We start from the raw sequence: 14,393 nt of genomic DNA, 5'->3' as shown, positions 1-14,393 counted from the left end.
AGGAGTCCCCCATGACCGACATCCAGACGGCACCAGAGCACCCGCCTGCGAGTCCATCCCCCAGGGAGATCCGCCGGTGGCGGAAGTACCTCGCCGATGAACGCGCGGAAGCCGCCGTGTACCGCGACCTCGCGAGTCGCCGCACCGGCGAGGAACGCGACATCCTGCTCGCCCTGGCCGCCGCCGAGAAGCGGCACGAGACCCACTGGCTGACCCTGCTGGGTGATCAAGTCGGGATGCCGCTCCGCGGCGAGTTCCGCACCCGTGCGCTCGGATTCCTCGCCAGACGACTCGGCGGCGTGTTCGTGCTCGCGCTCGTCCAGCGCGCCGAGTCCCGCTCGCCCTACGCGACCGACGCCGCAGCCACCGAACGCATGGCGGCCGACGAACAGATCCACGAGGAGGTCGTGCGCGGTCTCGCGGCGCGCGGTCGCAACCGCCTCTCCGGAACGTTCCGCGCGGCCGTGTTCGGCGCGAACGACGGCCTCGTGAGCAACCTCGCCCTCGTCATCGGCATGAGCGCGACGGGTGTCTCGAACGCCATCGTCCTCGCAGCGGGCCTCGCGGGACTCCTCGCCGGCGCCCTGTCGATGGGCGCTGGCGAGTACGTGTCGGTGCGATCACAGCGCGAACTACTTGAGGCGTCGAGCCCGAATCCCGCGGCGCAGGACGCGCTCACCCACCTCGACGTCGACGCGAACGAACTCGCACTCGTCTATCGGGCGCGAGGCATGGAGCCCGCGGAGGCGGAGGGCCACGCCGCGGACGTCCTCAAGCGTGTCACCGCCGGCACATACCAGGGCGATGGCGATGACGCGGATGACGCCGACGACCATGAGGCGATCGGCACGGGCTTCGGAGCGGCGCTCTCGAGCTTCTGCTTCTTCGCTTCCGGCGCGATCATTCCGGTCCTCCCCTACCTGCTCGGGCTGCAGGGATTCGCGGCACTCGTCGTCGCAGCCGTCCTGGTGGGCATCGCCCTGCTGTCGACGGGTGCCGTCGTCGGCCTGCTCTCGGGCGGCCCGCCGCTGCGTCGCGCGCTGCGTCAGCTCGGCATCGGGTACGGTGCGGCCGCCGCGACCTACCTGCTCGGTCTGCTCTTCGGCGCCAACGTCGGGTAGGCCCCTCCGGTCGCTGAGCCCAACCACCGGTCACTGAGCCTGTCGAAGTGCCCAACCACCGGTCACTGAGCCTGTCGAAGTGCCCAAACACCGGTCACTGAGCCTGTCGAAGTGCCCTTCGACAAGCTCAGGGACCGGGCACGGGGATCGGGCCGGCCAGGGACCGGGCGGCTCGGACGCCTCAGCGCGCGATCCGCGTCACGCGTTCTCGGCGCCGAGCAGCGCCGCAGCGGCCCTCGCGGTGTACGCGGCGTCGTCGAGGTCGTCGGACGCGACGTTGACATGCCCCACCTTGCGGCCGGGACGCGGGTCCTTGCCGTAGTTGTGGACCTTCGCCGACGGGTGCTCCGACATGACGGCGCGGTACTGGTCGTCGAGCGTGCCTTCGGCTGGACCGCCGAGGACGTTGACCATGACGGTCCACTCGCGGTGACAGCCGGTCCAGCCGAGCGGGAGGTCGAGCACGGCGCGCAGGTGCTGCTCGAACTGGCTCGTGACGCTGCCGTTCTGCGTCCAGTGACCGCTGTTGTGCGGACGCATCGCGAGTTCATTGATGAGGAGGCGGTCGTCGGTCGTCTCGAAGAGCTCGACCGCGAGGACGCCCGTGACGCCGAGTTCGGTCGCGATGGTCGTGGCGATCTCGCCCGCGACGTCGGCCAGGCGACCCGCGGAGTGCGGGGCGGGGGCGATGACCTCGCTGCAGACGCCGTTCCGCTGCACGGTCTCGACGACAGGCCAGGGGACGACCTCACCGGACGGGCGACGAGCGACGAGCTGCGCCAGTTCACGACGGAAGGTCACGAGTTCCTCGACGAGCAGCGCGCCACCGTTGGCGTCTTCGGAGAGTGCCGTGAACCAGTCCTCGACCTCTCCGGCGCCGGAGACGACGCGCACGCCCTTGCCGTCGTATCCGCCACGCGGCGTCTTCACGACCCCACGACCGCCGTGGGCGTCGAGGAAGGTCTGGAGCTCAGCGGCATCGGACACCTTCGCCCAGTCCGGCACGGGGAGTCCGAGTTCGGTGAGCCGCTCGCGCATTACGAGCTTGTCCTGGGCCACGGCGAGAGCGTCCGGACCCGGGTGCACCTGCACGCCGGCTTCGACGAGCGCGTGCAGGACGTGCTGCGGGACGTGCTCGTGGTCGAAGGTGATGACGTCGACGGTCTTCGCGAAGTCCAGCACGGTGTCGACGTCGCGGTAGTCGCCGACCTGCACCGCGGCGAGCGCGGCGGACATGCCGTCCTGCTCGGCGAGGACGCGGATGTCGAGACCGAGGTCGACTGCTGCGGGTATCATCATTCGAGCGAGTTGACCGCCACCGATCACGCCGACACGGATACTCATTGGGCTTCTCCAGATTCATTCAGGCTCGGCATGCGGATTCGAGAGGGAACTCCCAGGATCCAGCGGGACACTTTTCTTCGGCGCCTTCGCGCTTCTATCTTCGCCCATCGAATGGAGACGCGCATGTCGGGGCCCCTGTCAGCAGGCTCGCGCACTCGGCGCATCATCGTTCAAGCCGCCCAGTTCGGCGCAGTCGGTGCCGCTGGGCTCCTCGTCGACCTCACCGTCTTCAATGCGTTGCGACTCACGGTCCTCGCACCCGAGCACGTGCACTCCGGCCCGATCATCGCGAAGGTGATCTCGACGATCTTCGCGATCATCACCAACTGGCTCGGCAACCGGTACTGGACGTTCTCGAAGGACCGGCAGTCGAGCACCGTCCGCGAGGGCGTCGAGTTCTTCGCAGTGAGCTTCGCAGGGATGGCGATCGGCGTCGGCTGCCTGTGGATCTCGCACTACGTCCTCGGCTACAAGTCGGTGCTCGCGGACAACATCGCGTCGAACGTCGTCGGTCTCGCTCTCGGCGCGATCTTCCGCTTCGTGCTCTACCGCTACTGGGTCTTCTCCCCCGCACGTCGCGCCGCCCGCGTGCTCGTGACTGACGCGCCGGTCACCGGGTCGACCGCCGTGGAGGCGCCCACCGCCCGCTGACCCTCCTCCGGCATCGCCCTTGCCCCGCATCGGCTCCTCGTCTCGTTCACAACTCAGGAGCGATGCGGCGTGTCGCCGCCGCCACGCCGGCTGCAACCCGCGACACGCCAGGGCCGTCCTGAGTTGTGAACACCACGTGGGCAGCGGATGCACGACGAACGCCCCGCCACCGACGACCGGAGTCGTGGCGACGGGGCGTTCCGTTCGACCGGCGGCGGCCCCTCAGCCGCCACCGGTCAGGTCGGTCAGCCGATCAGCTGTTCGCGGTTCCGGCGACGACGGATCAGGAAGCCGGCGCCGACAGCGGCGCCGCCGACCACGATCAGGGCGAGGGCGATGAGGCCACCGGCCTCGACCCCCTGCGCACCGGTCGTCTTGAGGATCCCGTCGTAGTCGCCGGGACGGACGGGCGTGGTCCCGCCGCCTCCCGTGCCCGGGTCCGGCAGCTTCGCGACGAGCGTGAGCGGTGCGCTCGCGCTCGCCCCGGAGCCGAGCCCGAGGACCTCGATCGTGTGCTCGCCGAGCGGTGCGTCCGAGGGGAGGACGACGTTCGCCTGGAAGACGCCGTCACCGTTCGCCTGGAACGTGCCGAGGGTGACGGGCTCCGAGTGGAGGATCACCTCGACCTGCTCGCCGACCGCGTAGCCGGTGCCGCTGACGGACAGCGTGTCACCCGGACGCGCCGTGCCTGCCGAGAGCGTGACCGTGGGGTCGAGCTCGGGCGGCGTCTGCGTGAGCACGCGGATCGATGCTGTGGCGGCGACGACCGAGGTCGCGCCCGTCGCCGTCAGCGGGTACTCGCCGTCGGCAGCACCGACAGGGACGACGATCGTCTGGGTGAAGGCGCCGTCCGCGTCGGTGGTCGCCTGACCGGTGACCTCCGGCGTGCTGCTGAGCTTCAGGTCGACGGTCTCCTCGGCTGCGAAGCCTGAGCCCGTGATCGTGACCGTGGCCCCCGGGGCGACCGTCGCACCGTCCACCGCGATCTGCGGCGTGTAAGTGATCGGATCGTCCACGGTGATCGTCGTCGTGGTGGCGATGCTCCGCTCCGAGTCGTCCGCCGTGACGGTCACCGTGTAGGCGCCCGCCTTGGCGTAGGTGTGGGTTCCGCTGATGGCGGCGCCCGCTTCAGCCTCCGAGATGACACCCGTGGTGGTCGCCGTGCCGTCGCCCCAATTGACGGTCGCCGTGTAGGCGCCCGCTCCGCCGGAGACGGTCGCGAGTTCACTCGTGAACTCGATCCCGCTCGTCTGCGTTGCGACGTCGCTGCCCTCTGCCGCGAACGGCGTCGGAGCGGTGCGTGCACCGTCGGAGGCGATGGCGAACACGTGGATCCGTCCGTCGCTCTTCGGTGTGCCCGGCTGCTTCGGCAGGGTGAGGGAGACGACCGTCTTGCCCTCGGGGAGCGTGATCGGGGCGGTCGAGTAGATCGCGGCGGTCACGCCATCGCTTCCCGTGGCACCGGACAGGCGACCGGCGGACTTCCCGACGACGGTGTTCCCGAACAGCGGGTTCGCCGCCGCTCCGGTCCAGTCACCGAAGTTGAGCTCGATCTCCTGGGTAGTGCCGTCGGAGAACGTGAGGACGCCCTTCGACTGCTGGTGCTTCTCCGTGCCCGTTCCGATGACGGAGAGCTGGGTCGCCCCCTCGCCGAGGTCGACGCTGATCGTCTGCCCGCTGCCCATCGCGTTGTCCGGCTGGCCGGGTGCGATCTGCGGCAGGTCGAAGGTCAACGAGGTGCCGGGGACGGCGACCGTGGTGCCCTGGGTGAAGCCTGTCGATGCGAGCTTCGAACGGTCGAACGCGTAGTTCAACTGGTCGCAGTTCCCGACGAGGCCCGGATCGCTGATGCACACGCTGTCGAACGCTGCCGTGAGGCTCGTGTTCTTCGCGATCGTGATCGTCGCGAGGACGGCGGCCTGCGCCACGCCCTCGGTGACGGTCACCTGTGCGTTGTACGTTCCGGCAGCCGCGAAGGTGTGCGGTGCGGCGATCGCCCAGCCGCCGAGCGGCGACTTCGTGATCGTTGCCGCCTGCGGACCGGAGCCGTCGAAGTAGTCGACGGTCGCCGCGTAGTCCGACGCTTTGTCCGACTTCCCGCCGGACAGCGTCGCGAGCGGTGCGCTCACTTCGATGCCGGGTGCGCCGGTGACGTTCGGGCTCGCCGTGAGGGCGAAGTCGCCCGACTGCTTCGTGGTGTCTGCAAGCAGTTCGAGCTCCGCGATCCGCGGTGCGGAGCCGTCGGAGGACGCCGTGATCGCGAGCCGGTAGTGGCTGTACGGCTGCGCGTCCTTCAGCACGAATGGACGCGTCTGGGTGGCCCAGGTGAACGTCTGTGCGGTGCGTTCGTCGATCGGCAGCCAGGTCTGGCCGTCGGCCGAGCCCTCGAGCGTCCACGCCGACGGTGCAGCGCCGGAGGGGCCGTTGGTGATCGTGTAGGACGCGACAGCGACGGGACCAGATGCCGACGTCCACTGGACGGTCGGTGTGGCCGTCGTGAAGGTCGCGACCGAACGCGAGTTGTCGTCGGTCAGCGCCTTGACGTCGGTGCCGTCGCTCGAGGTGACGGTGCCGAAGGACGGCTTCGTCGCGTCGACGTACGGGACGCGGGCCTCCTCGGTCGAGGTGCGCTCGCCCCACGACGACGGCTTGGAGCCGAGGTCGAAGTCGAGCGTGCCGCCCGTGCGCATGATGTCGGTCGAGATCGTCGCCTGGTCGAGGGCCTTGCCGTTGAAGGACGCGGACTGCACGTACACGTTCTTCGGCGAGTTCTTCGGGGCGTTGATGACGAGGTCCTTGCCGTCCTTCAGGTGCACGGTCGCCTTCGTGAAGAGCGGCGAACCGATGACGTACTCACCGGATCCGACGACCTCGGGGTAGAAGCCGAGGGCGGAGAACACGTACCAGGCGCTCATCTCGCCGTTGTCCTCGTCGCCCGGGTAGCCCTGGCCGATGTCGGATCCGACGTAGAGGCGCTGCAGGATCTCACGCGTGATCGCCTGCGTCTTGCTCGGTGCGCCCGCTGCAGCGTAGAGGTACGGGATGTGGTGGGAGGGCTGGTTGCTCATGCCGAGCTGTCCGAGGCGCACGTCGCGCGCTTCGACCATCTCGTGGATGACGCCGCCGTAGCCGCCCGGCTTCGTCGCGGTCTCGGGGGTGCCGAAGAACTGGTCGAGTTTCGCGACCAGGCCGTCGGTGCCGCCGTAGAGGGCTGCGAGGCCGTCGATGTCGAACGGTGCGTGGAACGCGAAGTTCCAACCGTTCGTCTCGGTGAAGGCGCCGCCCCAGTCCTCGGGGTCGAAGGAGTCTGCGCCGACCTCGAAGCCGCCGTCGGCGTTCCGCGCCTGGAAGAACCCGATGGACGGGTCGAACAGGTTGCCGTAGGTGGTCGCCCGTTCAAGGAAGTAGGAGGACTCCTCCTTGAGCTGCGCGACCCGCTCTGCCGGAACGGCCGGGTCCTCCGCGAGCTTCGCCGCCATGCGGCCGATGCCGTAGTCGTTCGTCAGGCCTTCAAGACCCCATGAGACGCTTTCGTGCGTCGCGGCGGGCGTGTAGCCGAGGAAGATCGACTGGTCGAGGCCCTTCCGACCGACAGCGTTGGACGTCGGGAGCACGGTCGCGTTCTTGACGGCCGCGTCGTACGCTTCCAGCGCCGTCTTCGTGTCGATCGCACCGTTCAGGTACGCGTCGGCGAAGGCGACGTCGGAGCTCGTGCCCGTCATGAGGTCGGCGTAGCCGGGCGAGGACCAGCGGGCGACCCAACCGGAGTCGCGGTACTGCTGGACGAAGCCGTCGACGAGTTCCTGCTCGAGGTCCGGGTAGAGCGCGGAATAGGCGGGCCACACGGTGCGGTAGGTGTCCCAGAAGCCGTTGTTGACGTAGATCTTGCCGTCGACGACCTTGGCGTTCGTGGCCGTCGGCGTCGCGGATCCGGTCTGCGGGGCGACGGGGCTCGCGTACTTGTACACGGGCGCCTCTGCGGTGCCGGTGTTCTCGAACTGCGAGTTGGGGTAGAGGTTCATCCGGTACAGGTTCGAGTACAGCGTCGTGTTCTGCGCTGCGGTCGCGCCTTCCACGTCGATGACGCCGAGCCGGTCGTTCCACTGCTTCGTCGCGGCGTTCTTGACGTCGTCGAAGCTGCGGCCCGTGACCTCGAGGTCGAGGTTCTTCTTCGCCTGGTCGAGGGAGATGAACGACGTGGCGATGCGGAGCTGCACGTTCTTCCGGTCGAAGCTCGCGAACTTCGCGTTGGCGCGGTCGCCCGAGGGCTTGCCGACGCCGGTCGGCGTCGCGTCGAACGCGCCGGAGACGAACATGCGGCTGCGACCTGCGGAGAGTCCGCTGCCGCCTTCCACATACCCGGACACGGTGCCGTCGGCTGCGACGGTGAGCGATGCCGTTCCTGCGACCTGGTCGAGCAGCACGCTGCCGCCGTTGCCGGGGAACTGGAAGCGGTACACGCCGCCGTGGTCGGTCGGGGTGACCTCGGTGATCAAGCCGTTCGTGAACTTGACGCTGTAGAGGTCGGGGCGAGCGATCTCCGTGTTGTGGCTGAATTCGAGCGCACGGTTCGAGAGCGAGCCGTTGGGGGTCGCCGACGTCGCGGGCATAATCGCCAGCTGGTTCCGGTCGCCCATCCACGGGCTCGGCTCGTGCGAGATGCCGATGCCCTGCAGCGTCGGCAGGTTGTTGCTGTTGTTGCCCGACGCGTAGTTGTAGAGCCAGGAGTCGGTGTTCGCGTTCGTCATCGGCGTGAAGAAGTTGAAGCCGTTCGGCACCGCGGTCGCCGGGATGTTGTTGCCGCGGGAGAAGCTCGCGCTGGACAGCGTCCCTCGGCGGGTGTCGACGTAGTTGACGAGGCTCGAGCCGTCGACCGTGGCGGCCGGGGCGATGCTCACATCGTCGATCCAGCCGGCGAACTTCGTACCGGCTGCGCCGCCCGGGTTGTCGTAGCTGAGGAGGATCTTCGAGACGCGGCGGCCTTCGAGGCCGGAGAGGTCGACGTGGACGGAGTTCCACTGGTTGGCGTAGAGGGCCTTCTGCGTGCCCTGGGCCTTGGCGTCGGAGCCGAAGCCGTTGCCGTCGAGGAGGCCCTTGGCAGAGGTTCGCGTGCCGTCGTCGAGGACGAGGTCGATCGCGGCGTACGTCGCGGCGTACTGCAGCCCGGATCCCAGCTCGGGGAAGATCTTGTAGCTGAGCTCTTGGCCGGCCGTGATCGGGACGTCGACGGAGAGCAGCTCGTTCGTCGCGATCGCTTCACCGTCACCGAGGTGCGAACCGGCGTAGCGAAGCGACTTCGCGCCGGAGAATCCTGCGCCCGACTTCATGTTGTAGCCGGAGGTGGGTCCGGCTCCGACCTGGGTGACGATGGGCGATGCCGGCGGCGGGGTCGTCGTTCCATCGTTGATGTCCCAGTCGGCGAGCTGGACGATGTTCCCGCTGCCGATCGCGAGGACGTTGAGCCGGTACCAGGGGTACGCGGTCTCGTTCGCCGCCGTGTAGCTCTTGGTGGTCTTGCGATCGGAGAAGCTCTGGTCGGTCTGGGCGTCGATCGCGACCCAGTCGGTCCCGTTCGTGGAGCCCTCGATCTGGAAGTTGCGCGGGTCGCGGCCCGGCGCGTCGTCGGCGGAGGTGAGCGAGTAGCCGCGCACGACCTGCGGGGTCTTCAGGTGGTAGGCGACCCAGCCCGCCGAGGCGAAGGCGAGCCACTTGCTGTTGACGTTGCCGTCGGCGAGGTTCGCGGCGACTTCGTTCGGGGTGTTCTGGGCGCTGAAGGTGACCTGGTCGACGGAACCGAGGAGGCTGCCGGCCGCGAAACGCGAACCGGTGACGTTGGTCTGTTGGCCGAACGGCTTGCTGTCGGCCGGCTGGGGGTCGGCGCTTTCGAAGGACGACCAGAACGTCGCGTCCGACGCGGCGTTGGCCGGCGCGGCGATGACGAGGCCTGACGCCGCGGCGGAGGCTGCGACGACGAGGGCGAGGAGCGCCCTCGGGCGCTTCAGATGGCGTGGGGCTGACCGCGGTCGGGCGGTCGTCGACGTCGATGTCAACGGGACTCCAAATCTCAGAGGTGGGGGTCGCGGCGCCGTCTGTGACAGCGCTGTCATAGTGTGTATCTTGGCGATGTGCCAATCTCCTGTCAAGCCGACGTTTGTCGGACATTCACCTGAGCGACCCGAACGGAGCAGCGTGGACGAAGCCACGAGCGGCAGCGCACGCGGGGTCCAGAGCCCGCGCGGCGCCGTGACCCTCCAGGACGTCGCCGACCACGCCGGCGTGAGCCTCAAGACGGCATCGCGAGCGGTCAACGGCGAACAGTACGTCCGCCAGGAGACGCGCGACCGCGTCCTCGGCTCCGCCTCCGCGCTCGGCTTCCAGCTCAACACGATGGCGAGTCTCCTCGCCCGCGGCATCACCTCGAACACCGTCGGTCTCGTCACCGGCGACCTCGCCAACCCGTTCTACGCCGCGCTCGCGAAGGGCGTCGAAGACGAGATCCGCGGGAAAGGCCTCCAGCTCACACTCGCGAGCTCCGATGAATCCGCCGAGACGGAACGCGCGCTCGTCGACGAACTCGCGAGACGACAGGTGAAGGCAGTCATCGTCGTGTCCGCGATGGACGAGCACGCCGAGTACCGCTCCCTGCAGGATCGCGGCATCCCCGTCGTCTTCGTCGACCGCGCGGCCTCCGGCATCGCGGCGGACTCCGTGGTCTTCGACAACCACGGCGGCAGTCGCGATGCGGCTGCGCACCTCCTCTCCTTCGGACACCGTCGCGCGGCCTTCCTCGGCGACTACGCCTGGCTGCCCACCTACCGGGACCGTCTCGCGGGCTTCGCGGAGGCGATGGACGCGGCCGGAATCGAGAGCTGGCGGGAACTCGTCCGCGATGGTGCCCACGATGCGATGACCGCGTGCCACCGGACGACCGAGCTCCTCGACCTCGCCGAACCGCCCACCGCCGTGTTCGCGAGCAACAACCGGGCGACGGTCGGCGCGCTGCAGGCGTTCGGCAACCGGCCGGAGGCGGACCGTCCGGCCCTCATCGGCTTCGACGACTTCGACCTCGCGGAATTCATCGGCATCACGGTCGTCGCGAACGATCCGGTCGAGATGGGGCGGCGGGCCGGTCTGCTCGCCCTCGAACACCTCGGGGCGCACACCGTCGAACCGCGCACCTTCGTCTTGCCCACGACCCTCGTCGCGCGAGGATCGGGCGAGCGGACTCCGCCCATCGCCTCAGCGTGAAGCGATCCTCGCGGGTCCGCCGCGGATCCGCCCGGGTCCGCTCAGGGTGTGCCCGAGTGGGCTCAGGCGATGCCGCCGGTCGGGCCGTAGCCGTTGTTGCCGCCGTAGCCGCTGTTCCCGCCGAAACCGTGCTGGCCGCCGTGGTGCGGAGCCTGACCCGTCTGACCGCCGCCGAAGCCAGAGCCGAAGTTGGTGGTCGGCATCGACGACGAAGCGCCCGGATACGGGGCGACGATGCTCTGGTTCTCGGCCACGAGCTCGTGGAGCGCGTTCTGCACGAGGACTGCTGAGGGGACATCGCGCAGCACCACCGGCAGTTCGCCGCCGGAGGTCACCCGCACGTTGCCGCTCCGGAACGCACTCTGCAGCCAGGTGCGGTGGACCGTGATGCCGTATCCGCGAGCGTGGTACAGCTCCTGGCGGACGCGCACGAAGAAGCCGCGACGCACGATGAGGCGACGCGTCGTGATGACGTAGCGCACCGACATCCAGTTCACGTACGGCAGCACACAGCCGAGGAGGATGACGAGCACACCGCCGCCGAGGACCGCCCAGTTCTGCCACGCTTCCGGGAACGATCCGAAGAAGTACGCGATCGCACCCACCGACGCGATGAGCAGGAGGGCGGGGAAGAACAGGATCCGGGCATGCGGACGCAGGCGTGCGACGACCCGTTCGGTCGCCGCCGCAGGAGGGGCCGGCCTGTCCGGCCCCGTCACGCCGGGATCAGCCATGTTCACCTTTCTACCAGTCCGAGCCTGAACTCCTCCTCAGCCACCCCGAGGATCCGTGATCCGGTGCGGTCCGGTCCCTGAGCCTGTCGAAGGGGTCACGCACTTCGACAGGCTCAGCGACCGGGGTCGATCCGTCCGCTCCGGTCCCTGAGCCTGTCGAAGGGGTCACGCGCTTCGACAAGCTCAGCGACCGGGGTCGACGTGTCCGGTCCCTGAGCCTGTCGAAGGGGTCACGCGCTTCGACAAGCTCAGCGACCGGGGTCGATCCGTCCGCTCCGGTCCCTGAGCCTGTCGAAGGGCCATGCACTTCGACAGGCTCAGCGACCAGGAGCGAGCGGGTCGGCGGCGGGCCGCACATGCGTGACGTCCCCTGCCGAGACCGTCGTGAGGACGCCGGCCCCATCGCGCACGATGAGCTGCCCGAGTGCATCGATCGACTCCGCGGTCCCCGTGAGGAAGACGCTCCCGGGGAGTTCCACGCGGACGGCCGTCCCGAGGGTGACGCACGAGGCGATGACGGCGTCCCGCAGGCCGCTCGCGACCGCATCGCCGTCGGCCGCGACGTACGCCTCGTACAGCTCGCGGAAGGCGGCGAGGTAGGCGGAGACCACGGCATCGGGATCCGGGTCGGCGACGCCCGCGAGCGCGAGCGAGGTCGACCAGTCCGTGGGCAGTTCCTCTCGCGTCTGACGGAGGTTGATGCCGGTGCCGACGATCGCCCCCGTCGCGCCGGGGAGGAGTTCCGAGAGGATGCCGGAGATCTTCGCGCCGTCGACGAGCACATCGTTCGGCCACTTCACGCCGGCCTCGATGCCGAGCCCGTGCAGCGCGCGGTGCAGCGCCACCCCGGCGAGCAGCGGGATCCAGCCGTATCCCGCGATCCCGAGCGGTGCACCCGACGGGGTGACGGGTCGCAGCAGCAACGAGACCGCGACCGATGCGCCGGCCGGCACCACCCACGGGCGCCCCAGGCGACCACGGCCGCCCCGCTGGTCGTCGGTCAGCACGACGGAGAAGTCCGGCCACTCGGCAGTGTCCGTCCCGGTGGCGCGCGCCACGAGCTCGTCGTTCGTGGAGCCGGCGAAGGCGAGGATCTCGAGTCGGGAGACGACGGCGGCGGTGCGAGGCAGGTCCATCCGTTCAGCCTAACGAGCGGCCCGGAGGACGCCGGGTCCATCACCCGGCACCCATTGGAGACCCCCGACAACGGATCCGACCCCGGATTGTGCCTTGTCGTCAACGGCCTGGTGGAGGGGACGGACGGTAAGGTGAAACGGTGACCGACGAAACCACCCCCGGCCCAGACATGTACACGACTGCTGGCAAGCTCGCCGACCTGAAAGCGCGCTACCACGAGGCGGTGACGGCGAGTGGCGAGACGGCCATCGCCAAACAGCACGCCAAGGGCAAGATGACGGCCAGGGAGCGCATCGAGCAGCTCCTCGACCACGGCAGCTTCGTCGAGCTCGACGAGTTCGTCCGTCACCGCACCACGGCCTTCGGCATGGACCGCTCCAGGCCATACGGCGATGCCGTCGTGACGGGCACCGGCACCATCCACGGCCGCCAGGTGGCCGTGTACTCGCAGGACTTCACGATCTTCGGCGGATCGCTCGGCGAGGTCGCCGGCGAGAAGATCATCAAGGTCATGGACCTCGCTCTCAAGACGGGTGTGCCCATCATCGGCATGCTCGACTCCGGCGGAGCCCGGATCCAGGAGGGCGTCGTCGCCCTCGGCAAATACGGCGAGATCTTCCGCCGCAACACGCAGGCCTCCGGGGTCATCCCGCAGATCTCGATCATCATGGGACCGGCCGCCGGCGGTGCCGTGTACTCCCCCGCCCTCACCGACTTCGTCATCATGGTCGACAAGACCAGCCAGATGTTCGTGACCGGCCCCGACGTCATCAAGACGGTCACGGGCGAGGACGTCGGCATGGAGGAGCTCGGCGGCGCGCTCACCCACAACACGCGTTCCGGTGTGGCCCACTACCTCGCGAGCGACGAGGGCGACGCGCTCGACTACGCCCGCACGCTCGTCGGCTTCCTCCCGGACAACAACCTGTCCGAGGCGACCGTCTTCCCCACCGAGGTGGAACTCGAGACCACCGATGAGGACCGCAAGCTCAACACCCTCATCCCCGACTCCGCGAACCAGCCGTACGACGTCAAGACGGTCATCGAGCACGTCGTCGACGACGGCGACTTCCTGGAGGTCCAGCCGCTCTTCGCGCCCAACATCGTCATCGGGTTCGCCCGGGTCGAAGGCCGCTCGGTCGGCGTCATCGCCAACCAGCCCTCGCAGATGGCGGGCACGCTCAACATCGAGGCCGGCGAGAAGGCCAGCCGGTTCGTGCGGTTCTGCGATGCGTTCAGCATCCCGATCCTCACCCTCGTGGACGTCCCCGGATACCTGCCGGGCACCGACCAGGAGTGGACGGGCGTCATCCGCCGCGGCGCGAAGCTGCTCTACGCGTACGCCGAGGCGACCGTGCCGCTTGTGACGGTCATCCTGCGCAAGGCCTACGGCGGCGCGTACATCGTGATGGGCTCGAAGCAGCTGGGCGCCGACATCAACCTCGCCTGGCCGACGGCCGAGATCGCCGTCATGGGCGGTCAGGGCGCGGTCAACATCCTCTACCGCGGCGAGATCAAGCGCGCGGAGGAGGCCGGCGAGGACGTCGCGGCCGTCCGCACGAAGCTCGCGAACGAGTACACGTACAACGTGGCCAGCCCGTTCCTCGCCGCAGAACGCGGCGAGCTCGACGGCGTCATCGAGCCGGCTGCGACGCGCGTCGCCGTCATCAAGGCCCTGCGCGCCCTCCGCACGAAGCGTGCGAGCCTGCCCGCGAAGAAGCACGGGAACATCCCGCTGTGACCGAGCCGGCCGAGATCGACATCCGGATCGTCCGTGGCGCTCCCACGGACGAAGAGGTCGCGGCGCTCACGGCCGTCCTCACGCAGGCGATCGCCGACGGCGCCGCGGAGGACGACTCCTCGGAGGACGCGCCCCTGCAGACCCCGTGGCAGCGGAGCCAGCGCGCCCTGCGGAAGCCGCTCATCGTCGGTCCCGGACGCTGGCGCGGTTTCGACGCCTGATCGGGCGGGTGATCGGTGATTCCCGCCGGGATCGCCACGCGTCGCTCGAGCACCATGGTTTCGTGCGCCCCGGCGCCGACTCGGTCTGTCGCGCGCAAAAAATCAAGACGCCCGACCATGTCCTCCATAGTGCCGACTGTTGGGGAGAGCCCTGAGGGGGCAGTATCAATAGCGATAGGTGTGTCTCATCGGGCCG

Annotated in this window: 9 protein-coding genes; 5 read left to right on the top strand and 4 right to left on the bottom strand. The window is 69.0% G+C overall.

Going from position 1 to position 14,393, the window contains the following annotated elements; translation table 11 throughout:
• The first annotated feature begins 11 nt into the window (after nucleotides 1-11).
• Entirely contained in the window at nucleotides 12-1,121 is a 1,110-nt protein-coding gene (locus ACQ3HB_RS13495) for a VIT1/CCC1 transporter family protein (RefSeq protein ID WP_430920581.1), read from the top strand.
• Between the two features lie 198 nt (nucleotides 1,122-1,319).
• Here ACQ3HB_RS13495 and ACQ3HB_RS13490 read toward each other — a convergent pair whose 3' ends face one another.
• The gene (locus ACQ3HB_RS13490; RefSeq protein ID WP_430920580.1) at nucleotides 1,320-2,465 is read right to left on the bottom strand and encodes a 5-(carboxyamino)imidazole ribonucleotide synthase; all 1,146 of its coding nucleotides are present in this window, start codon (nucleotides 2,463-2,465) and stop codon (nucleotides 1,320-1,322) included.
• A 123-nt stretch (nucleotides 2,466-2,588) separates the two neighbouring features.
• Here ACQ3HB_RS13490 and ACQ3HB_RS13485 point away from each other — a divergent pair, with 123 nt between their 5' ends.
• The gene (locus tag ACQ3HB_RS13485; RefSeq protein WP_430920579.1) at nucleotides 2,589-3,116 is read left to right on the top strand and encodes a GtrA family protein; all 528 of its coding nucleotides are present in this window, start codon (nucleotides 2,589-2,591) and stop codon (nucleotides 3,114-3,116) included.
• Nucleotides 3,117-3,361: 245 nt separating this feature from the next.
• Here the strand turns inward: ACQ3HB_RS13485 and ACQ3HB_RS13480 are convergent, their stop codons facing one another.
• Nucleotides 3,362-9,166, bottom strand: a complete 5,805-nt coding sequence (locus ACQ3HB_RS13480; protein WP_430920578.1) for a GH92 family glycosyl hydrolase — start codon at nucleotides 9,164-9,166, stop codon at nucleotides 3,362-3,364.
• A 139-nt stretch (nucleotides 9,167-9,305) separates the two neighbouring features.
• Here ACQ3HB_RS13480 and ACQ3HB_RS13475 point away from each other — a divergent pair, with 139 nt between their 5' ends.
• On the top strand, nucleotides 9,306-10,364 hold the full coding sequence (locus ACQ3HB_RS13475; protein WP_430920577.1) for a LacI family DNA-binding transcriptional regulator: 1,059 nt from the start codon (nucleotides 9,306-9,308) through the stop codon (nucleotides 10,362-10,364).
• Between the two features lie 62 nt (nucleotides 10,365-10,426).
• Here the strand turns inward: ACQ3HB_RS13475 and ACQ3HB_RS13470 are convergent, their stop codons facing one another.
• Nucleotides 10,427-11,098 (bottom strand): PH domain-containing protein, encoded by a 672-nt coding sequence (locus tag ACQ3HB_RS13470; protein ID WP_430920576.1) that lies wholly within the window; start codon nucleotides 11,096-11,098, stop codon nucleotides 10,427-10,429.
• 317 nt (nucleotides 11,099-11,415) lie between these two features.
• On the bottom strand, nucleotides 11,416-12,234 hold the full coding sequence (locus ACQ3HB_RS13465; protein WP_430920575.1) for a biotin--[acetyl-CoA-carboxylase] ligase: 819 nt from the start codon (nucleotides 12,232-12,234) through the stop codon (nucleotides 11,416-11,418).
• Between the two features lie 170 nt (nucleotides 12,235-12,404).
• Between ACQ3HB_RS13465 and ACQ3HB_RS13460 the strand changes: the two genes are divergently transcribed.
• Together ACQ3HB_RS13460 and ACQ3HB_RS13455 are read left to right on the top strand one after the other, a co-directional pair.
• On the top strand, nucleotides 12,405-13,976 hold the full coding sequence (locus tag ACQ3HB_RS13460) for an acyl-CoA carboxylase subunit beta (protein WP_430920681.1): 1,572 nt from the start codon (nucleotides 12,405-12,407) through the stop codon (nucleotides 13,974-13,976).
• On the top strand, nucleotides 13,973-14,197 hold the full coding sequence (locus tag ACQ3HB_RS13455; protein ID WP_430920574.1) for an acyl-CoA carboxylase subunit epsilon: 225 nt from the start codon (nucleotides 13,973-13,975) through the stop codon (nucleotides 14,195-14,197). The genes ACQ3HB_RS13460 and ACQ3HB_RS13455 overlap by 4 nt, the downstream gene beginning before the upstream one ends.
• The last annotated feature ends 196 nt before the right edge of the window (nucleotides 14,198-14,393 follow it).

Origin of the sequence: Plantibacter lichenum, assembly GCF_050587525.1 — a bacterium.
Taxonomy (GTDB): domain Bacteria; phylum Actinomycetota; class Actinomycetes; order Actinomycetales; family Microbacteriaceae; genus Plantibacter.
The sequence above is the reverse complement of the archived record's forward strand: the minus strand, read 5'-3'. Positions and strand labels throughout refer to the sequence as shown.